The sequence below is a fragment of the Rhizobium sp. 01L410 genome (assembly GCF_056400165.1).
On sequence record NZ_JBFTST010000003.1, the window covers coordinates 373,252 to 398,652 of the forward strand.

Annotated in this window: 26 protein-coding genes; 19 read left to right on the plus strand and 7 right to left on the minus strand. The window is 61.9% G+C overall.

The features are described from left to right. Nucleotides 1–160 precede the first annotated feature (160 nt). From AC1DV9_RS09125 to AC1DV9_RS09150, 6 genes are all read right to left on the minus strand, one after another. Nucleotides 161–508 carry a hypothetical protein gene (locus AC1DV9_RS09125; RefSeq protein ID WP_477947354.1) on the minus strand — a complete coding sequence of 116 codons (348 nt, stop codon included), beginning with the start codon at nucleotides 506–508 and terminating at the stop codon, nucleotides 161–163. A gap of 100 nt (nucleotides 509–608) precedes the next feature. Then, the gene (locus AC1DV9_RS09130; RefSeq protein ID WP_477947356.1) at nucleotides 609–1,568 is read right to left on the minus strand and encodes a 2-hydroxyacid dehydrogenase; all 960 of its coding nucleotides are present in this window, start codon (nucleotides 1,566–1,568) and stop codon (nucleotides 609–611) included. An 8-nt stretch (nucleotides 1,569–1,576) separates the two neighbouring features. Continuing rightward, entirely contained in the window at nucleotides 1,577–3,214 is a 1,638-nt protein-coding gene (locus tag AC1DV9_RS09135) for an ABC transporter ATP-binding protein (RefSeq protein WP_477947357.1), read from the minus strand. Then, nucleotides 3,211–4,359, minus strand: a complete 1,149-nt coding sequence (locus tag AC1DV9_RS09140; RefSeq protein WP_477947358.1) for an ABC transporter permease — start codon at nucleotides 4,357–4,359, stop codon at nucleotides 3,211–3,213. Before AC1DV9_RS09140 ends, AC1DV9_RS09135 begins: the two co-directional genes overlap by 4 nt. Then, a complete protein-coding gene (locus AC1DV9_RS09145; protein ID WP_112514248.1) occupies nucleotides 4,359–5,447 on the minus strand; it encodes a microcin C ABC transporter permease YejB in 1,089 nt (362 codons plus the stop codon). Before AC1DV9_RS09145 ends, AC1DV9_RS09140 begins: the two co-directional genes overlap by 1 nt. A 151-nt stretch (nucleotides 5,448–5,598) precedes the next feature. Further along, nucleotides 5,599–7,434, minus strand: coding sequence for an extracellular solute-binding protein (locus tag AC1DV9_RS09150; RefSeq protein WP_477947359.1), 1,836 nt, complete (start codon nucleotides 7,432–7,434; stop codon nucleotides 5,599–5,601). Nucleotides 7,435–7,550: 116 nt separating this feature from the next. On the opposite strand from AC1DV9_RS09150, the gene AC1DV9_RS09155 reads away from it, so the two are divergent. The 7 genes from AC1DV9_RS09155 (at nucleotide 7,551) to AC1DV9_RS09185 (ending at nucleotide 14,179) form a co-directional block, all read left to right on the plus strand. Next, nucleotides 7,551–8,123, plus strand: a complete 573-nt coding sequence (locus tag AC1DV9_RS09155) for a hydrolase (RefSeq protein ID WP_477947361.1) — start codon at nucleotides 7,551–7,553, stop codon at nucleotides 8,121–8,123. A 109-nt stretch (nucleotides 8,124–8,232) separates the two neighbouring features. After that, nucleotides 8,233–9,300, plus strand: coding sequence for a penicillin-insensitive murein endopeptidase (mepA, locus tag AC1DV9_RS09160; RefSeq protein WP_477947363.1), 1,068 nt, complete (start codon nucleotides 8,233–8,235; stop codon nucleotides 9,298–9,300). A gap of 85 nt (nucleotides 9,301–9,385) precedes the next feature. Then, nucleotides 9,386–9,766: a methylglyoxal synthase gene (locus AC1DV9_RS09165; RefSeq protein WP_477947365.1), complete on the plus strand. Its 381-nt coding sequence runs from the start codon at nucleotides 9,386–9,388 to the stop codon at nucleotides 9,764–9,766. A 12-nt stretch (nucleotides 9,767–9,778) separates the two neighbouring features. Next, a complete protein-coding gene (locus tag AC1DV9_RS09170; protein WP_477947367.1) occupies nucleotides 9,779–10,804 on the plus strand; it encodes a glucokinase in 1,026 nt (341 codons plus the stop codon). Nucleotides 10,805–10,897: 93 nt separating this feature from the next. Further along, nucleotides 10,898–12,679: an ABC transporter ATP-binding protein gene (locus AC1DV9_RS09175; RefSeq protein ID WP_477947369.1), complete on the plus strand. Its 1,782-nt coding sequence runs from the start codon at nucleotides 10,898–10,900 to the stop codon at nucleotides 12,677–12,679. Between the two features lie 18 nt (nucleotides 12,680–12,697). Further along, entirely contained in the window at nucleotides 12,698–13,522 is an 825-nt protein-coding gene (gene dapB / locus AC1DV9_RS09180; RefSeq protein ID WP_477947370.1) for a 4-hydroxy-tetrahydrodipicolinate reductase, read from the plus strand. Nucleotides 13,523–13,543: 21 nt separating this feature from the next. Next, entirely contained in the window at nucleotides 13,544–14,179 is a 636-nt protein-coding gene (locus AC1DV9_RS09185; RefSeq protein WP_477947371.1) for a 2,3-bisphosphoglycerate-dependent phosphoglycerate mutase, read from the plus strand. 46 nt (nucleotides 14,180–14,225) lie between these two features. Here AC1DV9_RS09185 and phnF read toward each other — a convergent pair whose 3' ends face one another. After that, nucleotides 14,226–14,963, minus strand: a complete 738-nt coding sequence (phnF, locus tag AC1DV9_RS09190; protein WP_477947372.1) for a phosphonate metabolism transcriptional regulator PhnF — start codon at nucleotides 14,961–14,963, stop codon at nucleotides 14,226–14,228. 100 nt (nucleotides 14,964–15,063) lie between these two features. Between phnF and phnG the strand changes: the two genes are divergently transcribed. The 12 genes from phnG (at nucleotide 15,064) to AC1DV9_RS09250 (ending at nucleotide 25,395) form a co-directional block, all read left to right on the plus strand. Then, entirely contained in the window at nucleotides 15,064–15,528 is a 465-nt protein-coding gene (gene phnG, locus AC1DV9_RS09195; RefSeq protein WP_477947373.1) for a phosphonate C-P lyase system protein PhnG, read from the plus strand. Next, nucleotides 15,528–16,136 carry a phosphonate C-P lyase system protein PhnH gene (gene phnH / locus AC1DV9_RS09200; RefSeq protein WP_112539952.1) on the plus strand — a complete coding sequence of 203 codons (609 nt, stop codon included), beginning with the start codon at nucleotides 15,528–15,530 and terminating at the stop codon, nucleotides 16,134–16,136. Before phnG ends, phnH begins: the two co-directional genes overlap by 1 nt. A 3-nt stretch (nucleotides 16,137–16,139) precedes the next feature. Further along, the gene (locus AC1DV9_RS09205; protein ID WP_477947374.1) at nucleotides 16,140–17,246 is read left to right on the plus strand and encodes a carbon-phosphorus lyase complex subunit; all 1,107 of its coding nucleotides are present in this window, start codon (nucleotides 16,140–16,142) and stop codon (nucleotides 17,244–17,246) included. Next, a complete protein-coding gene (locus AC1DV9_RS09210; protein ID WP_112539950.1) occupies nucleotides 17,243–18,121 on the plus strand; it encodes an alpha-D-ribose 1-methylphosphonate 5-phosphate C-P-lyase PhnJ in 879 nt (292 codons plus the stop codon). The genes AC1DV9_RS09205 and AC1DV9_RS09210 overlap by 4 nt, the downstream gene beginning before the upstream one ends. Then, nucleotides 18,118–18,894, plus strand: a complete 777-nt coding sequence (gene phnK, locus AC1DV9_RS09215) for a phosphonate C-P lyase system protein PhnK (RefSeq protein WP_112385056.1) — start codon at nucleotides 18,118–18,120, stop codon at nucleotides 18,892–18,894. Before AC1DV9_RS09210 ends, phnK begins: the two co-directional genes overlap by 4 nt. Nucleotides 18,895–18,896: 2 nt before the next feature. Next, the gene (gene phnL, locus AC1DV9_RS09220) at nucleotides 18,897–19,607 is read left to right on the plus strand and encodes a phosphonate C-P lyase system protein PhnL (protein WP_477947375.1); all 711 of its coding nucleotides are present in this window, start codon (nucleotides 18,897–18,899) and stop codon (nucleotides 19,605–19,607) included. Continuing rightward, nucleotides 19,604–20,221, plus strand: a complete 618-nt coding sequence (locus tag AC1DV9_RS09225; protein ID WP_477947376.1) for a DapH/DapD/GlmU-related protein — start codon at nucleotides 19,604–19,606, stop codon at nucleotides 20,219–20,221. The genes phnL and AC1DV9_RS09225 overlap by 4 nt, the downstream gene beginning before the upstream one ends. A gap of 115 nt (nucleotides 20,222–20,336) precedes the next feature. Further along, nucleotides 20,337–21,182, plus strand: a complete 846-nt coding sequence (phnC, locus tag AC1DV9_RS09230; RefSeq protein ID WP_477947528.1) for a phosphonate ABC transporter ATP-binding protein — start codon at nucleotides 20,337–20,339, stop codon at nucleotides 21,180–21,182. A 92-nt stretch (nucleotides 21,183–21,274) separates the two neighbouring features. Next, entirely contained in the window at nucleotides 21,275–22,180 is a 906-nt protein-coding gene (gene phnD / locus AC1DV9_RS09235) for a phosphonate ABC transporter substrate-binding protein (RefSeq protein WP_112385052.1), read from the plus strand. 67 nt (nucleotides 22,181–22,247) lie between these two features. Beyond that, a complete protein-coding gene (gene phnE, locus AC1DV9_RS09240) occupies nucleotides 22,248–23,219 on the plus strand; it encodes a phosphonate ABC transporter, permease protein PhnE (RefSeq protein ID WP_477947377.1) in 972 nt (323 codons plus the stop codon). A gap of 8 nt (nucleotides 23,220–23,227) precedes the next feature. Next, nucleotides 23,228–24,568: a phosphonate ABC transporter, permease protein PhnE gene (gene phnE / locus AC1DV9_RS09245; protein ID WP_477947379.1), complete on the plus strand. Its 1,341-nt coding sequence runs from the start codon at nucleotides 23,228–23,230 to the stop codon at nucleotides 24,566–24,568. 131 nt (nucleotides 24,569–24,699) lie between these two features. Next, nucleotides 24,700–25,395, plus strand: coding sequence for a DUF1045 domain-containing protein (locus tag AC1DV9_RS09250; protein ID WP_477947381.1), 696 nt, complete (start codon nucleotides 24,700–24,702; stop codon nucleotides 25,393–25,395). Nucleotides 25,396–25,401 lie beyond the last annotated feature (6 nt).

Here is a 25,401-nt window from a genome sequence, read left to right on the forward strand (position 1 = left end):
CCCCATACCAATCCGGTCGGGGGCCACCGCTGCGGCCGGCACACGACGACCGGCTCGTGCGCCTTCTTATCGAAAAATCAGCGGCCAAAGTCCAGTGCAAATACAAAGCCCTGCCGTCCGGGACGGCAGGGCTTGCGATGACCGCCAGACCCATGCACGGTTATTGCGCGGAAGGTGTTGCCGGTGCGTTGGGCTGCGCGCTACCCGCAGGGGGCGTTTCCGTCGGCACCGCGGTGCCGTTCTGCAGCGAAGGCGACGCCGGCGGCGCTGCCGGCTGTTCCGATTGCATCTGCTGGCCGGGCTGCTGCGGAGCGACCTCGCTCGCCTCACGCCCGCCCCAGATCTCCACTGGAATCCAGACGATGAACGCGAGCACCAGAGCGACGATCAGAACCGTCAGGACACGGCGGCCGGTCCGGCCCTGTTTGGCCTTGACCGGAGAAATCTGTTCTTCCTCGTGCAGCTTGCCATCCGATTTTTCCCAACGGGTTTCCATCTGATGCGCCATTCCTGTCTCCTTCCGGTAAGCGGACAGCCGGAATGCGGCCTGCCGAAAGCTTCCGGTGAGAACAACGAAGAGAAACGGCGAATGTTCCCGGCCGGGCCGGTCAGTATCCCGCGCCGCGATTGACGAGGAACTGCAGCGGCTCGCCCTTTTCGAAGCGGGCCATCTGCTGCTCGACATGCCGGAAGAGTGCGTTTTCTTCGGAGATCGCGGCGTCGTGCGGCGTGATGAAGACGCTGTCGAGACCCCAGAGCGGATCGTCAGCCGGCAGCGGCTCGACTTCGAAGACGTCGAGCGATGCGCCGCCGAGGATACCGCCTTCGATGGCCGCGACGATATCGCTCTGGACCTGGCTCTTGCCGCGCCCGGCATTGATGAAAACAGGTTTGCCGAGCGCGCCGCCCTGGCGAAGCTTCGTGAATAGGCCGGCGTTGTAGAAGCCTGTCGTTTCCGGCGTCAGCGGCAGAAGGCCAACGAGAATATCGGTCTTCGACAGAAAGAGATCGAGGCCCGCGGCATCGAATGTCTCGACGCCGTCAAGCTCTTTTCTGGTGCGCGACCAGCCGATGACGTTGAAACCCATGACCTTGAGCTTGCGGACGGCATCCTGGCCGAGCACGCCCAGCCCCATGACGCCGACGGTAATTTCGGCAGCTTCTGGCGGCGCCATCTTGCCCCAGATGCGATCACGCTGATGCTGGTCGTGTCCGCGCTGATCGCGCAGATGCATCAGGCACTGCATCACCACCCATTCGCTCATCCGCACCGTCAAGCTGCGATCGACGAAGCGGACGATCGGCACGTCGGGCAGACCCGGCAGCGTCATGATGCTGTCGACGCCGGCACCGCCGGAAAAGATGATCTTCAGGTTCGGCGCCCGCTCGAAAAGGTCAGCATCCGGCTTCCAGAGCAGCGCGTATTCGCAGGTGCTGAGATCCCTGCCCTTGCTCGTGGGATCGGCTAGGCTGATGCTGCCGCGATCCGCAAAGGCGGTTTTCAGGATGCGGGCGATACCTTCGGGATTGAACTTGAGATCGACGAGAACGGGCGGTCTTGCGGACATGGTCTTCTTTACTGCTGAACGGCAGGCGTCGGCACTGCCTCGATGTTGAATGCGGCGGCCATCAGCGCCTTGGTGTAATCGTCCTTCGGTGCCTGGAATATCTCGGCAGACGGCCCCTGCTCCACCACCTTGCCGAAGCGCATGACGATGACATCGTTGGCGAGCGCTTTGACGACCTTCAGGTCGTGGCTGATGAAGAGATAGGCAAGGTCATGCTTTTTCTGCAGATCGCGCAGCAGATCGACCACCTGGGCCTGGACGCTCATATCGAGCGCCGATGTCGGCTCGTCGAGCATGACGAAGCGCGGCTTCAGCACCATGGCGCGGGCAATGGCGATGCGCTGGCGCTGACCACCGGAGAATTCATGCGGGTATCGCCAGCGGGTCAGCGGATCGAGGCCGACCTCTTCCAGCGCCCAGCAGACGCGCTGGTCGCGATCTTCGTGCGAGAGCGAGCGCTCGTGCACCTTCAGTCCTTCGGCGATGATATCGCCGACCGACATGCGAGGGCTGAGCGAGCCATAGGGATCCTGGAAGACCACCTGCAGCTGATTGCGCAGCGGCCGCATCTGCGTGAACGAATAGCTTGCTATATCCTTGCCGACGAAGCTGATGCGTCCCTTGGACGAGATCAGCCGCGTCAGCGCCAGGCCGAGCGTGGTCTTGCCCGAACCGGATTCGCCGACGACGCCGAGCGTCTGGCCGGCCCGCAGCGACAGATCGATGCCATCGACGGCCTTGACGTGATCGACCACGCTGCGCATCAGCCCTGCCTTGATCGGGAACCAGACGCGGATATCCGAGCCTTCCATGACGACAGGTTTCGTAAGGTCGGACAGCGGCGGCTCGCCGCGCGGTTCGGAGGCCAAGAGGTGGCGGGTATATTCGTGCTGCGGCCGGGTGAAGACTTCCTCGACCGTACCCGTCTCGACGATCTTGCCCTTGGTCATGACGCAGACGCGGTCGGCGAATTTGCGCACAATGCCGAGGTCATGGGTGATGAACAGCATTGACATGCCATGCTCGCCCTTTAGCTTGCGCAGCAGTTCGAGTATCTGCGCCTGCACCGTGACGTCGAGCGCCGTCGTCGGCTCATCGGCGATCAGTAGTTCCGGCCGGTTGGCGAGCGCCATGGCGATCATCACACGCTGGCGCTGACCGCCCGACAGCTCATGCGGATAGGCCTTGAGACGCTTTTCCGGCTCGCGGATACCGACCTGGTTGAGAAGCTCCAGCACGCGCTTGCGCGCCGCAGCACCCGTCACGCCCTGATGCAGGTCGAGGATTTCGGCGATCTGCTTCTCGATCGAGTGGAGCGGATTGAGCGAGGTCATTGGCTCCTGAAAGATCATCGTGATGTCGTTGCCGCGCACCTGACGCAGCTCCTTATCCGATGCCTTCAGCAGGTCCCTGCCCTTGAAGAGGATCTGCCCCGTCGGGTGGCTTGCCGTTGGATAGGGAAGCAACCGCAGGACGGAGTTGGCCGAGACCGATTTGCCGGAGCCGGATTCACCGACCAGCGCCACGACTTCACCCTTGCGGATATCGAAGGAAATGCGATCCACAGCCAGCGATGTTTCGCCGCCCTGATGAAAGGCAACCGAGAGATCGCGGACCGAGAGGAGGGTTTCGGGGCTCTCGCTCATTGGAACGTCTTTCTTGGGTCGAAGGCGTCGCGGACCGCCTCGCCGATGAAGATCAGCAGCGAGAGCATGATCGACATGGCGAAGAAGGCGGTGAGCCCCAGCCATGGCGCCTGCAGGTTGGACTTGCCCTGGGCGATCATTTCACCCAGCGACGGCGAGCCGGGCGGCATGCCGAAGCCCAGGAAATCCAGCGAGGTCAGCGTGGTGATCGAGCCCGAGAGGATGAAGGGCAGGAAGGTCAGGGTCGCGACCATCGCGTTTGGCAGCAGGTGGCGCCACATGATCGTGCGGTTGTTGACGCCAAGCGCCCGGGCGGCACGCACATATTCGAAGTTTCGCGCCCGCAGAAATTCGGCACGGACGACACCGACGAAGCCGACCCAGGAGAACAGCAACATGATGCCGAGCAGCACGAAGAAGCCGGGCGGCAGGATCGCGGCAATGATCAGCAGGATATAGAGCACCGGCATCGACGACCATATCTCGATGAAGCGCTGCAAGAGCAGGTCAGTCCAGCCGCCGAAATAGCCCTGCACCGCGCCGGCGGTGACGCCGACGACGGCCGAGCAGATGGTCAGCGCCAGGCCGAAAAGCACAGAAATGCGGAAGCCGTAGATGACGCGCGCCAGCACGTCACGGGCCTGGTCGTCCGTGCCCAGCCAATTGAGATTGCCGTAGTTGCAGTTCGGGTCGTTGACGCCCTGCGGATAACCGGCGCAGCGTTCCTCGGCGCCCATTAGCCAGAAGGGCGCGGTCGGGGCGGAATGCGGGATGTTCGAATTGACCGAGCGGTAGGAATAGCGGATCGGCGGCCAGATCATCCAGCCATTGGCATTGATCTCATCGGTGATGACATCCGACCGGTAATCGGTCTCGGCCAGGAAGCCGCCGAACTTTTCTTCCGGATAATCGACGACGACAGGGAAAAGGATCTCGCCCTTGTAGGAGGCGATGATCGGCTTGTCGTTGGCGATGAATTCGGCAAACAGGCTGAGGATGAACAGCACCATGAACAGCCACAAGGACCAGTAGCCGCGGCCATTGGCGCGGAAATTCCGCCAGCGGCGGATATTGGTCGGCGACAGCAGCCCCTTGCGCGGCGGTTTGACGGGTGTGGCAGTAGCGGGATTGGCGGCGGTATCCATCAGACATCCCTCCGCTCGAAATCGATGCGCGGATCGATCCAGGTATAGATCAGGTCCGAGATCAGGCCGACGAAGAGGCCGAGAAGCGAGAAGATGTAGAGCGTTGCAAAGACGATCGGATAGTCGCGGTTGACCACCGAGAGGTAGCCAAGACGGCCGAGGCCATCGAGCGAGAAGATGTTCTCGATCAGCAGCGATCCGGTGAAGAAGGCGGAGATGAAGGCGCCGGGAAAGCCGGCGATGACGATCAGCATGGCATTGCGGAACACATGCCCGTAGAGAACCTGGCGCTCGTTGAGCCCTTTGGCCCGCGCCGTCGTCACATACTGCTTCTTGATCTCCTCGATGAAGGAGTTCTTGGTCAAGAGCGTCGTCGTCGCGAAAGCCGCCAGCGACAGCGAGATCAGCGGCAGCGCCAGATGCCAGAAGTAATCGAGCGGCTTCTGCCACCAGGCGAGCTGGTCGAAATTGTCGGAAACCAAGCCACGGAGCGGGAACCAGTCGTAGAAGGATCCGCCAGCAAAGAGCACGATCAGCAGGATACCGAACAGGAAGCTCGGCACTGCATAGCCGACGATGATCACGCCAGACGTCCAGACGTCGAAGGTCGATCCGTCCTTGACCGCCTTGCGGATGCCGAGCGGGATGGAGATCGTGTAGGAGAAGATCATGATCCAGACGCCGAGCGAGATCGACACCGGCAGCTTGTCCTTGATCAGATCGAGAACCGAGGTGTTGCGGAAGAAGCTCTCGCCGAAATCGAAGCGGATATAATTCCACATCATCTCGCCGAAGCGGGTGAGCGGCGGCTTGTCGAAACCGAACTGCTTTTCGAGCTTGGCGATCAGCTCTGGGTCGAGGCCCTGGGCGCCACGATATCGCGATCCCTCGTCACCACCCTGCCCCAGAAGATCACCGCCACCGCCGGAAAGACGCTGGTCGGCGCTGTCGGCCTGGCCGGTGAGCTGCGCGATCACCTGCTCGACCGGACCACCCGGCGCGAACTGGATGACGGTGAAGGAAATCGCCATGATGCCGATGATCGTCGGTATCATCAGAAGCAGGCGGCGAAGGATATAGGCTCCCATCAGCGCGCGGCCTTCCAGGTCTTGAATTTCGCCGGGATGCGCATCCTGTCAGAAGTCGTCAATCGCTGGGCCTTTCACCGGTTAGCCCGGCTTTTTCATGGTGATTCGAATGGACCATTTGGACCTCAGCGGCCCAGCCAATGCAAGTCCGCTATTTCGCGTCCTTCGACCACCAGACATCGGGGAAGCCAATGGAATATTCCGGCAGCTCCGCCGGGTGAGCGATCTTGTCCCAATAGGCGAGACGCGAGTTGTTGCTGTAGAAGAGCGGAACGACGTAGTGGTTGGCGAGCAGCACCCGGTCCATCGCCTTGATCGCCGCCACCTGCTCGTCGCGACTGGGGGCGAAAATGATCATCTTGATCAACGTATCGATCGCCGGATTGGTGATACCGGCATAATTGCGCGAGCCCTGCTGCGCGGCGGCCTGGGAGCCCCAATAGTCCATCTGCTCGTTGCCCGGGTTCATCGTCTCGCCCCAGATCGACCAGATCATGTCGTAGTCGAAGCTCCGGACGCGATTCGTGTATTGCGAGGCATCGACCGTGCGCAGGCGGGCGTCGATGCCGATCTTCTTGAGATTGTTGGCGAAGGGCATGACCGAGCGCTCGAAAGACGAGTTCGAGAGTAGGATCTCGAAGCTCATCGGCTGGCCGGTCTTGCTGTTGACCATCTTGTTGCCCTTCAGCTCGTAACCGGCTTCCTTGAACAGCCCGATCGCCGTCTTGAGGTTGTCGCGCAGCTTCTGCGGATCGCCTGCAACAGGGTTCGTGTAAGGCGTGGTGAACACCTCCGGCGGCACCTGATCCTTCAGTCCCTGCAGGATTTCAAGCTCACGGCCCTGCGGCAGCGCAGAAGAGGCAAGGTCCGTTCCCCAGAAGTAGCTGTCGATCCGCTTGAAGGCGCCATAGGCCAGGTTCTTGTTCAAATCCTCGAAGTCGAAAGCGTAATTCAGCGCTTCGCGGACGCGTGGATCCTTGAACTGGTCGCGGCGGGTATTGGGTGTCAGCGCCTGCATGATGCCGACGGAACGCAGAGCGTTCGGCACTTCCTCCCGGATCACCCGGCCATCCTTGACGGCCGGAAAATCATAGGCGGTCGCCCAGCGGCTTGCCTGGTTTTCCTGGCGGTAGTCGACATTGCCAGCCCGGAACGCCTCGAACTCGACGTCGCGATCTCCGAAGAACGTATAGGTGATGTTGCGGAAATTGTTCTGGCCGAAATTGACGTTAACGTCCTTGCCCCAATAGTCGTCGCGCAGTTCGTAGCGCACTGTGGAACCGGCGGTGAAGGCGGCGATCTTATAGGGCCCGGAGCCCATGGGCGTCTCAAGCGTCGTCTTGGTTATGTCGCGCGGCTTGCCGTCAGCACCCGTCCCTTCCCACCAGTGCTTCGGCAGGATCGACAACTGGCCGAGAATATTCGGAAGCTCCTTGTTGCCCTTCTCGTCAAACGTGAAGGTCACATCGCGTTCGCCGGTCTTTTCCGCCTTCGTGACATGCTTATAGTAATTCGAAAGAAGCGGATTGAGCTCCTTTGCCTTGTCCAGGCTGAAGATGACATCCTCAGGCGTCACCGGTTGACCGTCGGCCCATTTTGCTTCCGCACGCAGCCTGAATGTCGCGCTGGAGAAATCGGCGGGGTAGGAAATACCTTCCGCCAGCAAGCCATAGCTGGCGAGCAGTTCATCGTCGGCCGATTTCGTCAGCGTCTCGAACACCAGCGGCGAACCGTCCGCGAGTTCACCCTTCGAAAGCAAGGGATTGAAGGTATCGAATGTGCCTGTCGTCGACAGATTGAGCGTGCCGCCCTTCGGCGCATCCGGATTGACATAGTCGAAGCGCTTGAAGCCCGGCTTGTATTTGAGTTCGCCGATAGTCGACGTGCCGATCTGGAAGTTCTGCTCCTGGGCTTTAACGGGCAAGGCCAGCGCGCTCAGTGCCACGAGAGCAACAACCAGACTTTTCTTCGACCCCACAAACGCCATTCGCCAACCCCTATTGTTTCGGTTCGGGCGAGAATAAGGAAAATGGCGGCGAAAAACAGGAGAGAGTTTGGTTTTTGCCGATCTCGCGAAATTTTGACCTGCCGTTCGGAGCCCCCATGTCCCTTTACGATCCCAAGACCACCGCACTTATCTCGATCGACCTGCAGGTCTTTATCACCAGCCGGCCGGTTGCTCCTCACAGTGCTCAGCACGTCATTGAAAACACCGCGGCGATTGCCAGACAGCTGAAATCACAAGGCGGCACCGTCATACTCGTCACCGTCGGGTTCGCTGCGGACTATGCCGATGCCGTCAATCAGCCGGCCGACGAACCAGCGAGCTTCCCCAAAGGCGGATTGCCCGCCGCCGCACTCGAAGCGCCGCCGGAGATTGCGGCACTGACTAACGATGCCCATGTCGTCAAGCGTCAGTGGAGCGCGTTCTACGGCACCGATCTCGATCTTCAGCTTCGCCGCCGGGGCATAACGACCGTCATCCTTGCAGGGATCGCAACCAATTTCGGCATCGAATCGACCATTCGCGATGCCTATGCGCATAACTACGCGGTCATTGCCGCCGAAGACGCGATGACGAGCTTCACCGCGGAGATGCACGGATTTGCGTGTGAGAAAATCCTGCCGCGACTGTCGCGCGTCAGAAAGACCAGCGATATCCTCGCCAATCTCTAAGCAGAAGCGGCCCGCCTTTCGCGCGAAGCGTGATGAAAACATCGATTCACCAGAATTGCTTTTCACGGTAAATTCAACCGCAAATCACCTGGCAATTTCGGGAACCCGCATGACGCTCCGCCTCGCTTCGTCCAAGATCTTCGGCAAACTCGCTCTGGCGGGCGCATTGAGCGCCGGCCTCATATCGGCTGAAGCCGATGCGCAGCAGAAACAGCCGAGCCCGGGGAGTGCAAAAGCGATCTTCGGGTCGGTTTCGCTTCCCTCTCAGGGGCCCGCGCAGCCGATTGGGTTCTATGCCAAGGGCTGCATGTCGGGTGCCGTTGCGCTTCCGGCCGACGGCCCGACCTGGCAGGCCATGCGGCTGTCGCGCAACCGGCGCTGGGGCAATCCCGCGATGATCGCGCTTCTAGAGCGGCTCTCCCGCGATGCGCAGCAACAGGCAGGCTGGCCGGGTCTGCTTGTCGGCGATATCGCGCAGCCGCGCGGCGGACCGATGTTCAATGGGCACGCCTCTCATCAGGTCGGCCTCGATGCAGATATCTGGCTCACCCCGATGCCATCGCAGCGCATGAGCGCGCAGCAGCGTGAAGATCTGCCGTTCACGACGATGCTGCAGAAGGGCAAGTTCCTGACCGTCGATCCGAAGATCTGGACGCAGTCGCACGCCGAACTTCTGATGCTTGCCGCCAGCTACCCGCAGGTCGAGCGGATTTTCGTCAATCCCGCGATCAAGAAGAAGATGTGCGACACCTGGACCGGCGACCGCACCAATCTCGGCAAGCTGCGCCCGGAATATGGCCACGACTCGCATTTCCATATCCGTATCAAGTGCCCGCCGGGCGCCACCGCCTGCAAGCCGCAGGCGCCTGTTGCTGCCGGAGACGGCTGCGACAAGTCGCTCGCCTGGTGGTTTACCAAGGAACCGTGGGCAAAACCCGCACCGCCGAAACCCGGCACACCGCCGCCGAAGCCGCCGCGCGAGGGCCAAGTTTCGGATCTACCTAAGGCCTGTGCGGCCGTGCTCGATACACCTTCCGTAGCCTCGGTGGCGGCAGCGACCTATGGCGGCCCTTCGGCGGCAAGCGCGCTGACGGCGACACCAGCTGCGGCGCCTGCCGTTTCGGATGAGGGTCTGCCGCCCACCGGTCCGATTCCCGCCGACAAGCCGATGCAATGATCACAGCGCAGGCTTGTGTTTCAAATCGCACGCTTGGTATAGAAACGGCCAAATCGATTGAAACCCGTGATGGAGGTCCTTCTTGATGGCCAGCGGCAAATGCCTCGCATTGATTGCGCATGACCAGAAGAAAGACGACATGGCGGAATTTGCCCGCCGCAACCGCGACCTTCTCGCAAAATGGAAGATTGTCGCGACGGGCACCACCGGCGGCCGCGTTCTCGATGCCGTCCCCGATCTCGACGTGACGCGCCTGAAGAGCGGCCCGCTCGGCGGCGACCAGCAGATCGGCGCGCTGATATCGACGGGCGAGATCGGTGCGCTGATCTTCTTCGTCGATCCGCTGACGCCGATGCCGCATGATGTCGATGTAAAGGCGCTGATGCGGCTGGCGATTGTCTACGATATTCCGATGGCGCTGAACGAAGCGACCGCCGATAAACTCATTCCGACCCTGAAAGCTTGAGCGGAAAAGGCCATGTCCATGCTTGATGCCAGCGATGCCCAGATGCCCTTCCCGATCCTGATCGGCGATATCGGCGGAACGAATGCGCGCTTCTCGATCCTCGCCGATGCATCGGCCGAAGCGATCAATTTTCCGAATGTACGGACGGCGGATTTCGAGACGATCGACGACGCTATCAAGGCAGGCGTTTTTGCAAAGACGGATCTGCGGCCGCGTTCGGCCATTCTTGCCGTTGCCGGTCCTATCAATGGCGACGAGATTCCGCTGACCAACTGTGACTGGGTCGTGCGGCCGCATACGATGATATCGGGCCTCGGCATCGAGGATGTTCTCGTCGTCAACGACTTCGAGGCACAGGCGTTGGCGATTTCGGCGCTCGCGCCGGATGAACGCGAACAGATCGGTCCAGCCTCGGGCGACCTGATCGCTTCACGTGCCGTTCTCGGGCCGGGTACGGGTCTTGGCGTTGGCGGTCTGGTTCATGCGCGTGGCTCGTGGATCCCGGTTCCCGGCGAAGGCGGCCATGTCGATCTCGGTCCGCGCTCGGAGCGAGACCTGCAGATTTTCCCCTTTATCGAACAGATCGAGGGGCGCGTTTCGGCAGAGCAGATTCTTTGCGGCCGCGGGATCGTGCATCTCTATCGCGCCATCTGCATTGCCGATGGTATCGACCCGAAATATAGCGATCCGGCCGATGTGACGTCGCACGCACTTGCCGCAACCGATCCCGTCGCTGCCGAGACCATTTCGCTGTTTTCGACCTATCTCGGCCGGCTCGCCGGCGATATCGCGATGCTTTTCATGGCGAAAGGCGGCGTCTATCTCTCCGGCGGCATTTCGCAGAAGATCCTGCCGGCGCTCCGCAGACCGGAATTCCGCGCCGCCTTCGAGGACAAAGCGCCGCACTCGCACTGGCTGCGCGACATCCCGACTTTCGTCGTCACGCACCCGCTGGCGGCACTGGCCGGACTTTCCTTCTACGCCCGTGCACCGGAGACCTTCGGCGTTTCGACGGATGGGCGGCGCTGGCGGAGCTAGCGCCAGTCTAGCCAAGCCGCTGGCAAATCTTTATAGAGCCCCGCGAGTGCGTGGGCTTGCCGCGCACACGATCTGAAACGGGAAGCGCAATTTTTGGAATCGCCCGCAAACAAGAGCGTGAATAGCGATACGGTCGCGAGCGTACTGAAGCGCATCATCGCCGAGAACGGCCGTGAGCACGTCATGGGCTACGTCTTCGCGATCATCTGCCTGATCATCGTCGCGCTCTCGACGGCCTATACCGCCTGGATCATGCGCGCGATCATCGACGAGGCTTTTGCCAACAGGCGGGCCGACATCGTGTGGGTCATCTGTCTGTCAATCTTCATCGCCTTCGTGGCGCGTGGTTTCGCCAGTTATGGCCAGGCGGTGGCGTTGTCGAAGGTTGGCAATAATATCGTCGCGCGTTACCAGCGACGGATCTATGCGCACCTGATGACGCTGTCAGTCGGCTACTACAACGACACGCGCTCGGCGCAGATCGCCGCCCAGGTCAGCCAGAACGTCAGCGGTATCCGCGATGTAATGAACCTGACAATCACCTCGACGGCACGCGACCTGCTCTCCTTCGTCTCGCTGGTCGCGGTCATGGTCTATCAGGACCCGATCCTGAGCGTCATCATTTTCGTGATGGCGCCGCCGTTGCTTCTAGGACTTCGCTATCTTTCCAAGCGCCTTCGGGATGTCACAAAAGAATCGATCCACCTGAACAGCCGTGCTTTCGGGGCAATGCAGGAATCGATCCAGGGCATAGCGATCGTCAAGGCGTTCACCATGGAACGCGAGCTTGAGAAGAGGGTCAATCAGATCATCGGGGTCGCCGAGCAGCGCGCCAACAAGATCGCCCGCCTTTCCGAACGCAACGCTCCGATGACCGAGAGCTTTGCGGGTCTGGCCGTGGCCGGTGTTCTGGCCTACGCCGCTTACCGCTCTATCTATTACAACGTCCCTCCGGGCGCGTTCTTCTCCTTTATCACCGCGTTGCTGCTTGCCTACGATCCGCTGCGCCGCCTTGCTAAGCTTCAGGTGCAGATGGAGCGCGCCGCCGTCAACGCGCGGATGATCTATGAACTGCTCGACATGGAGCCGCGGCAGCGCGATCTGCCGGATGCGAAGCCGCTGACGGCGACAGAGGCCCGCATCGAATTCCGCAATGTTTCCTTTGCCTATGGCAACGACCCGGTGCTGAGCGATGTGAGCTTTGTCGCAGAAGGCGGCAAGACCACGGCTCTTGTGGGGCCATCGGGTGCCGGCAAATCGACGATCATCAATCTGATCCCGCGCTTCTACGATCCGAAGAGCGGTGAGATCATCGTCGATGGGCAGGACATCGCCCATGTGACGAAGCAGTCGCTGCGTGAGCAGCTCGCTTATGTCTCGCAGCAGCCCTACCTGTTCGAGGGTTCGATCCGCGACAATATCCGTTATGGCCGTCCGGATGCGACGGATGCGGAGATCGAGGAAGCAGCCCGCCTCGCCTATGCCCACGACTTCATCATGGCCCAGCCCGACGGCTACGACACAGCGGTCGGTGAGAATGGCGTGACGCTTTCCGGTGGTCAGCGGCAGCGCCTTTCGATCGCGCGGGCACTGGTGCGCAATGCACCGATCCTGCTTCTCGACGAGGCGACTTCAGCGCTCGATACGGAATCGGAAGCGGCCGTGCAGAAGGCACTCGACGAGGCAATGACCGGACGAACCGTCGTCGTCATCGCACACCGGCTATCGACCGTGGTGCGCGCCGACAAGATTGTCGTCATGCAGCAGGGCCGGGTTGTCGAGGAAGGCAATCACGAGACGCTTGCGAAGCTCGAAGACGGACTTTACGCTCGCCTCAACAATCTCCAGAGGCCGGCGGCCTCGAACTCCATCTGATACGGGAGTGCTGAAGACATGAGCGATGCTGCTATGAAACTGGTTGTAGTTGGAGCAGCAGGACGAATGGGCCAGACGCTGATCCGGCTGATCGATTCCATCGACGGCGTGACGCTGCATGCAGCGATCGAGCGCGCTGGATCGCCTTTCGTCGGCCGCGATGCCGGCGAACTGGCCGGGCTTGGACCGAACGGCGTGATCATCGGCGATGATCCGCTTTCCGCCTTCCTGCATGCCGAGGGCGTACTCGATTTCACCTCGCCGACCGCGAGCGTCGAATTTGCCGGACTGGCCGCGCAGGCGCGCATCGTCCATGTCGTCGGTACGACGGGATGCTCGGATGCCGACGATGCCAAGATCCAGGCGGCCGGGCGCCATGCGCGCATCGTGAAGTCGGGCAATATGAGCCTCGGCGTCAATCTTCTTAGCGTTTTCATCGAACAGGCGGCGCGGGCACTTTCGCCAGAAGACTGGGATATCGAGGTTCTCGAAATGCACCACAAGCGCAAGGTCGATGCGCCCTCCGGCACCGCGCTGTTGCTCGGGGAAGCCGCTGCAAAGGGCCGCGCTGTCGACCTGAAGACCCAGTCTGTTCGCGTTCGTGACGGTCATACCGGCGCCCGCGAAGCGGGTACGATCGGCTTTGCGACGTTGCGCGGCGGGTCCGTGATCGGCGAACATTCGGTTCTCTTCGCCGGCGAAGGCGAGATCGTCTCGATGTCGCATAGCGCGGCGGATCGCTCGATCTTCGGCCGCGGTGCCATCAGGGCGGCGCTCTGGGCGCGCGGCAAGAAGCCGGGTTTCTATTCCATGCTCGATGTCCTCGGGCTCTCTTCACAATAATCCCCACGGAGGCAGACTTTTATGAGCGGCACACTCGTTCTCGTTCGGCATGGCCAGAGCGACTGGAACCTGAAGAACCTCTTCACCGGCTGGAAGGACCCCGATCTGACCGAACTCGGCATTCAGGAAGCCACCACCGGCGGCCAGGCACTCGCCGACTACGGCATCAAGTTCGACGTTGCCTACACGTCAGCGCTCACCCGTGCGCAGCACACGCTGAAGTTCATCCTCGACAAGGTCGGCCAGCCCGGCCTGCAGACGATCAAGGATCAGGCTCTCAACGAGCGTGACTACGGCGATCTTTCCGGCCTCAACAAGGACGATGCCCGCGCCAAGTGGGGCGAGGAGCAGGTTCATATCTGGCGCCGCTCCTACGACGTCCCCCCTCCCGGCGGCGAAAGCCTGCGCGACACTGGCGCCCGCGTCTGGCCTTATTACCTGACGGAAATCCTGCCGCGCGTTCTGCGTGGCGAGAAGGTTCTCGTTGCGGCTCACGGCAACTCGCTGCGTTCGCTGGTCATGGTGCTCGACCACCTGACCCGGGAGCAGGTTCTGGACCTCAATCTCGCGACCGGCGTTCCGATGGTCTACAAGCTGAAGGCTGATTCCACGGTCGCTTCCAAGGAAGTGCTGGGCGACATGTCCGCCGCACACTGAGCCGGATTCGCAATCAATTTGAAGCCGGGCCAAGCGCCCGGCTTTTTTAGTTTTCGATGGTGAACTGCACCCGGTCGGCAGCAAAGCGGGTGATGGAATATTGCACGGGAACGCCGTCGAGATCGGTATTCATCGCCTTGGTGATTAGCAGGATCGCGCCCGGTGTGAGCTCAAGATCGGCGATATCCCCGGCGTCGGCATGCGCGGCGGTGATCTCCGTCGTTGCGCGCACATAGTCCTGCAAGCCAAGCAGCGCGAAGGCCTTGGTGATCGATTCCGTCTTGCGATAGGTTTCTGCGATATCGCCGAAGCGCGCGGCCGGAAACCAGCTCGTCGCCCGCGACACCGGGCGCTTGTCCGCCTCCCTTGTTGTCTCCAGCCTGATGACCGCGTCGCCTACGCGCATCTTCAGCCAGCGGGCGACCTCCGCATCAGCAGATTCTTCGGCAGCCGCCAGCAGGAAACCGCGCGTTTCTCTTGCCTGGCCGCTGATACCCGTCGTGAAACGGGTGCGCTTGCTGATCGGGAAGTTCAGCCGTTCCCGACGCTCGATCAGCGTGCCGCGGCCCTGCACGGCGCGGACGATGCCTTCCTGCGCCAGCGCGGCAAGGGCACTTCGAACCGTATGCCGGTTGACGCCGAACTGCTCGGCGAGCATCGTTTCCGGCGGCACCATGCCCGTTTCATCATAAGCACCGCGGGTGATTGCCTCGCGGATTCGATCCGCTATCTGGCGCCATAGCGCCACCCCCGTCTGCCTTTGCACCTGCTTCAGCCCAGCCATTTCACCCCTGCCGTGTCACACGCTTGTCACGTCCCCGATTTAAGCGTAACCATATCTTGTATGGTTGTCTATATCAATAGACATTTCGAAGGATGTGGCGATGAGAGCAGCAGAGAAAATCGAGGCAGCCGACAGCAGGAAAAGAGTGGTCGATCTCCTCGCCCGCTCCGACCTTGCCGAATTGAATGACGCCTGGGAGGCGCTTGCGGACAAACCGGAAGTGCAGGCTGTGCGCGGCCCCGAAACCGGGCTGGTGATGGTTCGTGGCCGTATTGGCGGCGGCGGCTCGCCCTTCAATCTCGGCGAAGTGACGGTCACCCGTGCAACGATCCGGCTGGCAAGCGGGACCGTCGGCCACGGCCAGTCGCTCGGCACCGATCGGAAGAAGGCACGGCTTGCGGCGATTTTCGATGCTCTCTGGCAGGAAGAGGCAAGCAGGGCTTTCGTCGATGAAAAGCTGCTTCAGCCGATCGCCCGCCACATTGCCGCCGCAGCGCAGCAGAAGGCCGACGAGACGGCCGCGACCCGCGTCGATTTCTTCACCATGGTGCGGGGAGAAGACTGATGGAACTCAAGACCGATACTTTGACCGGCGGCTTTGCCGAACCAGTTTTCCAAGCCCAGAGCGTCTTCAAGGCGATGATGGATGCGATGGCCCGCCCGGGCTCAGTCCAGACGCTGGCGCCCGATGCGGCGCCGCCGGCTCCCCTTGGCGTAGCGGCCGGTGCAATCGCACTGACGCTCTGCGATCACGACACGCCCGTCTGGCTTTCGCCTGCGCTCAACAAATCCGCCGTGCCGGGCTGGCTGAGCTTTCATACCGGCGCGACCGTCACGACCGAGAAGGCCGAAGCGCGCTTCGCCTTCGTCGACAGCGGCATGGCAGTTTCGTCTTTTGGACTCTTTGCGCCGGGCACGCAGGAGTATCCCGACCGCTCGACAACGGTTGTTATCGAGATCGCTTCGCTCGAAGGCGGCAAGACGCTGGCGCTGATGGGGCCGGGGATCAAGACCGTGACGGAAATCGCGCCGTCGGGATTGCCGGAGACGTTCATCCGCCTCTGGAACGAGAACCGCACCCTCTTCCCGCGTGGCATCGACATCGTTCTGACGGCGGGCAGCAGTTTCCTCTGCCTGCCGCGCACCACCAAAATCACCGCAACGGAGATGTGAGCCATGTATGTTGCAGTCAAAGGTGGCGAGGCCGCCATCGCCAATGCTCACCGCCTGCTCGCCGACCGGCGCCGCGGCGACCGCTCGCTTCCGGCCATCGGCATCGAGCAGATCGTTGCCCAGCTGGCTCTCGCGGTCGATCGCGTCATGGCCGAAGCCTCGCTCTACGACCGGACGCTGGCGGCGCTCGCCGTACGCCAGTCGCGCGGTGACATGATCGAGGCGATCTTCCTGCTGCGCGCCTACCGTACGACGCTGCCACGCTTCGGCTATTCACAGCCGCTCGACACCAGCGGCATGACCATCGAGCGCCGTATCTCGGCAACCTACAAGGACCTGCCGGGCGGCCAGCTGCTCGGCCCGACCTTCGACTACACGCACCGCCTGCTCGACCCGTCGCTCCTGGCCGACGAAGCCGTCGAAGAGCCGGCTCAGCGTCAGGCCGAAACCGGCCGTGTCATCCGCGTTTCCGAGATCCTCGGCCAGGAAGGTCTGATCGAGGGTGATGGGGACATGCCCGAGGATCACGAGATCGGCGACCTGACGCGCGAGCCGATGGAATTCCCAATGAGCCGGGATTTGCGGCTGCAGGCACTGGCCCGGGGCGATGAAGGCTTCCTCTTGGCGCTCGGCTACTCGACACAGCGCGGTTACGGTCGCAACCACCCCTTCACTGGTGAAATCCGCATCGGCGAGGTCGAAGTCGAATTCGATGTTCCGGAACTCGGCTTCGCCGTCTCGCTCGGTACCATCCAGGTAACCGAGTGCCAGATGGTCAATCAGTTCAAGGGCTCGGCCAAGGCGCCGCCGCAGTTTACCCGCGGCTACGGTCTGGTCTTCGGCCAGAGCGAGCGCAAGGCGATGTCGATGTCGCTGGTCGATCGCGCGCTTCGCGCCGGCGAACTCGGCGAAGACGTCACGGCACCGGCGCAGGACGAGGAATTCGTCATCTCGCATGCCGACAACGTGCAATCGACCGGCTTCGTCGAGCATCTCAAACTGCCGCATTACGTCGACTTCCAGGCCGAACTCGACCTCGTGCGCCGCATGCGCCGCGACTTCGAGGCAAGCCGCCGCAACGGCGAAGCAATGAAGGAAGCAGCCGAATGACCGATCTTGCCACTTACAACTTCGCCTATCTCGACGAACAGACGAAGCGGATGATCCGCCGCGCCATTTTGAAGGCGATCGCCATCCCCGGCTATCAGGTGCCCTTCGCCAGCCGCGAAATGCCGATGCCCTATGGCTGGGGCACCGGCGGCGTGCAGGTCACGGCTTCGATCATCGGCCCCGACGATGTACTCAAGGTCATCGACCAGGGCGCCGACGACACGACCAATGCCGTCTCGATCCGCGCCTTCTTCCAGAAGGTCGCCAATGTCGCTGTCACCACGCATACCAAGGATGCGACGATCATACAGACGCGCCACCGCATTCCGGAAGAGAAGCTCGGCGCCAATCAGGTTCTGGTCTACCAGGTGCCGATTCCGGAGCCGCTGCGCTTCCTCGAACCGCGCGAGACCGAGACCCGCAAGATGCATGCGCTGGAGGAATATGGCCTCATGCATGTGAAGCTCTACGAGGACATCGCCCATAACGGCCGGATCTCGAAGACCTACGCCTATCCTGTCAAGGTTGCCGGGCGCTATGTCATGGACCCGTCGCCGACCCCGAAGTTCGATAATCCGAAAATGCACATGTCCGATGCGCTGCAGCTCTTCGGCGCCGGTCGCGAAAAGCGCATCTACGCCGTGCCGCCCTATACAGACGTCGTCAGCCTCGACTTCGAGGATTATCCCTTCGAGATCCAGCGCTTCGGCAAGCCCTGCGCGCTCTGCGGCGCCGAGGAAGTCTATCTCGACGAGGTCATCCTCGACGACAAGGGCGGGCGGATGTTCGTCTGCTCCGATACCGACCATTGCGAAGACCGCCGCGAGCACGGCCATGCCGGCGAGATGCTTGCGCCCAAGGAGGCTGCGGAATGACCGACACACCGCTTCTCAAAGTCAACGACGTCTCGAAATTCTACGGCAACCGCATCGGCTGCCGGAACGTGTCCTTCGATCTCTGGCCCGGTGAAGTGCTGGCTATCGTCGGTGAATCCGGCTCCGGCAAGACGACGCTGCTCAACTGCATCTCGACCCGCCTGATGCCGACCACCGGCAGCGTCGAGTATCACATGCGCGACGGCAGCTACCGTGATCTCTACCGCATGAACGAGGCCGAGCGCCGCTTCCTGATGCGCACCGACTGGGGCTTCGTGCACCAGAACCCTGCCGATGGCCTACGCATGACGGTCTCGGCCGGCGCCAATGTCGGCGAGCGGCTGATGGCGATCGGCGACAGGCACTACGGCAAGATCCGCTCGACGGCCATCGACTGGCTGGAGCGCGTCGAGATCAACGCAGAGCGCATCGACGACCAGCCGCGCGCCTTCTCGGGCGGCATGCGTCAGCGCCTGCAGATTGCCCGCAACCTGGTGACCGGCCCTCGCCTCGTGTTCATGGACGAGCCGACCGGCGGACTCGACGTCTCGGTGCAGGCCCGCCTGCTCGATCTCGTCCGCGGTCTCGTCAATGATCTCGGGCTTGCGGCGATCGTCGTCACCCACGATCTCGCGGTCGCGCGTCTGCTGTCTCACCGGATGATGGTGATGAAGGACGGCAATGTCATCGAACATGGTCTCACCGACCGCGTGCTCGACGATCCGCGCGAGCCCTATACCCAGCTTCTCGTTTCCTCCATCCTGCAGGTGTGACCATGGCAACGCCACTAGTCGTTTCGGAAGTCGCAAAGAGCTTCACCATGCATCTGCGCGATGGCATCAAGCTGCCGGTCGTCTCGGATGTCTCCTTCTCGGTTGCCGCAGGCGAATGCGTCGTGCTCGGCGGCCCCTCGGGCATCGGCAAGAGCTCCCTCCTGAAGATGATCTACGGCAACTATGCCGTCGATAGCGGCCAGATACTCGTCAATCACCAGGGCAAGGTCGTCGATCTCGCCTCGGCCGATCCGCGCACGATCATCGAGGTGCGCAAGCAGTCGCTCGGCTATGTCAGCCAGTTTCTGCGCACCGTGCCACGCGTTGCAGCCCTCGACGTCGTTGCCGAGCCGCTGCTTGCCCGCGGCGTAGCGGCGAGCGAGGCACGCGAGCGGGCTGCCGTCCTGCTGACCAAGCTCAACCTGCCTGAGGCACTCTGGCAGTTGCCGCCCGCGACTTTCTCGGGCGGTGAGCAGCAGCGCGTCAATATCGCCCGCGGCTTCATCACCGACCATACCATCCTGCTGCTCGACGAGCCGACGGCTTCTCTCGATGCCACCAACCGCGCAGTCGTCGTCGGCATGATCGCCGACAAGAAGAAGGCGGGCGTGGCGCTGCTTGGCATCTTCCACGACGAGGAAGTGCGCGAAGCCGCCGCCGACCGCATTCTCGACGTCCAGAAATTCTCTCCCAGAAAGGCCATTGCGGCATGACCCGGCAGATCGGCGAAAAGCCCTATATCCACGAGACGGCATCGGTCAGCGACACCACGCTTGGCCGCTATACCGAAGTCTCGGAACGGTGCCGGATCAGCGAAGTGGAGTTCGGCGACTATTCCTACATCATGCAGGACGGCTCGATCTGGTGCGCGACGATCGGCAAGTTCGTCAATATCGCCGCCGCGGTGCGCATCAACGCCACCAACCATCCGACATGGCGCGCGACGCTGCACCACTTCACCTATCGCGCCACCGACTACTGGCCGGATGCGGATATGGAGACCGACTTCTTCGAGTGGCGCCGGTCCAACCGCGTCACGATCGGCCATGACGTGTGGATCGGCCATGGCGCGACGATCCTTCCCGGCGTGACGGTCGGCAACGGCGCCGTGATCGGCGCGGGCGCCGTCGTCTCCAAGGATGTGGCCCCCTATACGATCGTCGGCGGCGTGCCGGCAAAGCTCATCCGCGAGCGGTTTGGCAAGGGTGTCGGCGAGCGCATGGACAAGCTTGCCTGGTGGGATTGGGAGCATTCGAAGCTGCGCTCGGCGCTCGACGATTTCCGCGCGCTTTCGGCGGAAGATTTCCTTAGCCGGCATGGCGCGTGAAGCGCCATCGCCTGGGCCGTTTGTGACAGTCATTACACAAAACTGACATTGGAGGTTCATCAAGCGGGACTAATGCACTGCGAGACGAAGGTCCCGGATTGCAAGGAAGAGCATGATGTTCGAGCTGAAGAATGTCACCCGCCGTTTTGGCAAAAAGCTGGCAGTGGATTCTGTAACGCTCGATATTCCGCAAGGACAGATGGTCGGCATCATTGGCCGTTCGGGCGCCGGCAAATCCACTCTTCTTCGGATGATCAACCGCCTGCAAGAGCCGACCTCCGGCTCCATCCGTTTCGGCGGCGTGGAAGTCTCGTCGCTTCGTGGCGAGGCGCTTCGCAACTGGCAGCGCGACTGCGCGATGATCTTCCAGCAGTTCAACCTCGTGCCGCGTCTCGATGTGCTGACCAACGTGATGCTCGGCCGCCTGAACCATCGTCCGACGATGCTCTCGCTGCTCAGCATCTTCAGCCGCGAAGAGCGCATTCATGCGATCGCCGCTCTGGAGCGCCTTGGTATCGAGCAGACGGCGCTGCAGCTTGCGGGCACGCTGTCGGGTGGCCAGCAGCAGCGCGTGGCGATTGCCCGCGCGCTGATGCAGAAGCCGAAGATGGTTCTCGCCGATGAGCCGATCGCCTCGCTCGACCCGCTGAACGCCAAGATCGTTATGGACGCGCTGCGCGACATCAATGAGCGTGAAGGCATCACCGTCATCACCAACCTGCACACGCTCGACACCGCCCGCAGCTATTGCGAACGGATCGTCGGCATGGCCGGCGGCCGCGTGGTCTTCGACGGCAAGCCCGGTGACCTCGATGCGTCTGCTGTCAAGGAAATCTACGGCACCGACAAGGACGGCGCCGGCATCGACGAAACTATGACGTCGACATCGATCAACATTCCGGCGGCAGCTGCCGCCCATCAATCCGCCGGCCTGCAACCGCTGGCGCTGGCCGGTCTCTGAGCGAGACGGCTGCGATCGAGAGCCCGCGTCAAGGGCACAGTTCTTCGTATCAAGAGAGACCACCGGGGACACCGGTCAATCAGGAGAGTACCATGTTGAAGAAAGCACTCTTTGCCGCGACGGCGCTTTTCGCGCTTTCCGGCGTTTCGCATGCTGCAGACCTCAAGGAATTCCGCGTCGGCATTCTCGGTGGCGAAAACGAAACCGACCGCCTGCGTAACTACGCCTGCCTCGCCGACCACCTGAAGACCGAGTTCGGCTTCGAGAAGGTTTCGCTGTTCCCGGCCGCCGACTATGACGGCGTTATCCAGGGTCTCCTCGGCGGCACGCTCGACTTTGCAGAACTCGGCGCTTCCGGCTATGCAGCTGTCTACCTGAAGGACGCAAAGGCCGTCACCCCGATCCTGACGACGCAGCAGAAGGACGGCTCGACCGGCTACTACTCGATCGGTCTCGCACTGAAGTCCTCCGGCATCAAGACAATCGCCGACGCCAAGGGCAAGAAGCTCGGCTACGCCGATCCGGACTCCACCTCGGGCTACCTCGTTCCGCTGACGCAGATCCCGAAGGACACGGGCATGCCGAACGACCAGTTCTTCGCCTCCACGCAGTTCAACGGCGGCCACGAGAATAACCTTCTTGCTGCCTATGACGGCAAGGTCGACGTTGCTGTCGACGACTCCTCGGGCCTCGGCGATTTCAAGGACGGCTACACCTCGGGCACCTTCCGCAAGGAAGTCGATAAGGGCGCCGTCGACCCGAACAAGCTGGTCGAAGTCTGGCGCTCGCCGCTGATCCCGAACGGCCCGCTCGTCGTTCGCAACGAGCTCGGCGAAGAGTGGCAGAAGAAGCTGGCTGCCTTCTTCACGGCTCTGCCGGAGAAGGACCACAAGTGCTTCACCGCCATCGAAGGCGGCGACTACAAGGGCTACGCTCCTGTCACGCACGAATTCTACAACGCCGTTGTAGACGTTCGTAAGGCTGCCATCGGCGGCTGATCGACTGGCATTCATTGGGGGCGGCCGTCATTGGCCGCCCTTTTTCCTGCGAAGAAGCGGACACGCCATGACCCTTGCCGATTCCCGGATCCACGCGCATGAAATCCAGCAGAGCAGCCGAGAGATTGGCGATGCCTGGGGCCGCATGGTGGCGCGACGCCGCCTCTATACCGGCATCGGCCTGATCCTGCTTCTGATCGCCTTCGTCAGCTCGGTCCGCTTCGCCGACGAAAGCAATGCGGGTCACTTCTTCGACCGCCTTCCGCATCTCTTCGATTTCCTGAGCTGGCTGATCCCGAAGGACTGGCACGACGTCTGGCGCGCGCTGTTCGATCTGGCGAGCCCGAACGACAAGGGCGGCGAGGAGTTCAACTTCGCCAAGGGCCGGGTCTATGTTTTCGGCGACTATTACATTCCTGAATATTTCGAGCTGATGATCATCACGATCAACGTCGCGCTCGTTTCGACGATCATCGGTTTCATCTTCGCGGTGCCGCTGAGCTTCTTTGCCGCCCGCAATCTGACCAGGAACTGGCCGCTGCGGGTGTTTTCGAAGCGGGTGATGGAATTCCTGCGCGCCTTTCCCGAGATCGTCATCGCCGGCCTGTTTTCCGCGATTCTCTCGATCGGTCCGGTGGCGGCGATCATCGCCGTGTCGCTGCATACGATCGGCGCGCTCGGCAAGCTGTTCTACGAAGTCGTCGAGAATATCGACATGAAGCCGGATGAAGGCATGAAGGCGGTCGGCGCCAACTGGTTCGAGCGCGTCCGTTTCGCCGCCATGCCGCAAGTCATGCCGAACTTCGCCTCCTACGCGCTGCTGCGCCTCGAGATCAACGTGCGCGCCTCGACCATCATCGGCGCAGTCGGCGGCGGTGGCATCGGCGAGGAGCTGAAGCTTTCCATCTCGCGCGGCTTCGGCGCCAAGACGGTGGCTCTCGTGCTGTTGCTCTTCGTGACGATCGTTGCCGTTGATCAGTTCTCCGCATGGCTGCGCCGCCGTCTGGTCGGCGAGCACGCTTTCCTTCTGCAACATTGAGGCCCGCCATGACGGTGATTGACGCAAACCGGATGCACGAGATCGAGGCGCGCTATCCCGAATATTTCCACCGCTCGTTCCGCCAGCGGTTCGGCGCCCTGCTGATCGTGATCGCGACGCTGCTCTATGGTCTCTACGCCGTCTGGTTCTTCGACCTGCCGAAGCTACTCGCCGAAGCCCATTGGGAGCGCGTCGGCATCTATCTCAGCCAGTGGGTGAGCTATGACGTACAGCCCGAATTCCGCATTCAAGAGGACGGCTCGATCGAGACGCGCTACCCGCGCTTCTCGCCGCTCGGCGACGACCCGCATCCGGATTGGGTGAAGAACGAGCCCGGCAGCGTCACGGTTTTCGTCAGCGGCACCAACCGCACGGTCGTGGTCACCAAGGCGATGACGACAGTCAACGCCCATGGCATCAGCGTTCCCGTCGATCTCTCTTCAGGCGCCCCGAAGGTCGTCGGCGAAGTTCCCTCGTGGATGACCGTCTATGACGACAACGTGCTTGCCGATCTCGGCTTTGCCGGTGACGTCAGCATCGCCTCCGACCGCGTGAAGGTGCGAAAGCGCTTCCTCGGCTGGGCGAATTTCGTCTTCGACACGCATTCTCCTTTCTTTGACAAGCCGGCCGGCGAAGTTCTGAGCCTGATCGTTTCGGGCCCCCGCCTCGACCCCAGCCACTCGAACATCTCGCTTGCCTTCGACAATATCTGGAACAATTCTGCCTGGCAGCACGGCGATGTCTGGACCAAGCTTTTCCAGACCATCGTCATGGCCTTCCTCGGCACGCTGCTCGGCTCGCTGGTGGCGTTCCCGCTGGCTTTCCTGGCGGCGCGCAACATCACGCCGAACCGGCTGCTGAACCAAGTGCTGAAGCGCTTCTTCGATTTCCTGCGCTCGGTCGACATGCTGATCTGGGCGCTGTTCCTGACCCGTGCTTTCGGCCCCGGGCCGCTTGCCGGTTCCGGCGCCATCTTCCTGACGGAGACGGGAACGCTCGGAAAGCTCTATTCGGAAGGCCTCGAGAATATCGACAACAAGCCGCGCGAAGGCATCAAGTCGACGGGTGCCTCGACCATGCTCGTTCATCGCTACGGCATCATCCCGCAGATCGTCCCCGTCATCGTCAGCCAGACGCTCTACCAGTGGGAATCGAATGTTCGCGGCGCGACGATCATCGGCGCCGTCGGTGCCGGCGGCATCGGCCTGAAGCTCTGGGAAGCGATGCGCACGAACTCCAACTGGGAGAACGTCGCTTATATGGTCATCCTGATCCTGATCGTCGTCTTCCTGTTCGACATGGCCTCTAACGCGCTTCGCCACCGGCTGATGGGCAGCAAGACACATTAAAAAGATGATGGCGCCACGGCGTCATCATCATTCTGTCACGGAAATCTTTTAGCCGGGAACGAGCTTGCAGTCCGCGGTCAAATCACTGACATTGCGACCCCTGTTTCTGACGTTTTCCCGGGACAAGACCTTTGCGATACGCTCTCTATTTCACGCCGCCGCAGGATGATTTCCTGACGCGGGCGGCTGCCGAATGGCTCGGCCGCGATGCGTTTTCCGGCGAAACTTACCCGGCTCCCGAAGAGGCGGGGCTTCCTGCCGAAGAGCAGCTGACACTGACCGCAGATCCACGCCGCTACGGCTTCCACGCGACGATCAAGGCGCCATTCGCGCTTGCCTCCTCGGTGACCGAGAGCGACCTGATGGCCGTGGTCGAGGACTTCGCGGCCCGCACTCCGGCCTTCGAAATTCCCGAACTGGTGCTCGGCCAGCTTGGCCGGTTCTTCGCACTCGTACCCGGTTCGCTGCATCCGCCGCTTCAGGATTTTGCCGCAAGCGTGGTAAGGTCCTTCGAGCCGCTGCGTGCCGCCCTGTCCGAGGCCGATATTGCCAGGCGCAAGCCGGAGAAGCTGACGGAAAGCCAGAGAGCCAATCTGATGCGCTGGGGCTATCCCTATGTCATGGACGATTTCGGCTTCCACATGACATTGACCGGCCAGGTTCCCGACGAGCGCTCGGCGCTGATGAAATCGATCCTGGAGCGGCGTTTTGGCGCTTTCACCGGCCGCCCGCTTCCCATTTCCGGCATCGCCGTCTTCACCGAGGAGACACGCGGCGCCGATTTCAAGGTTCATAGCCTTTTGCCGCTTACCGGCACCAAACGCTGAAAGACG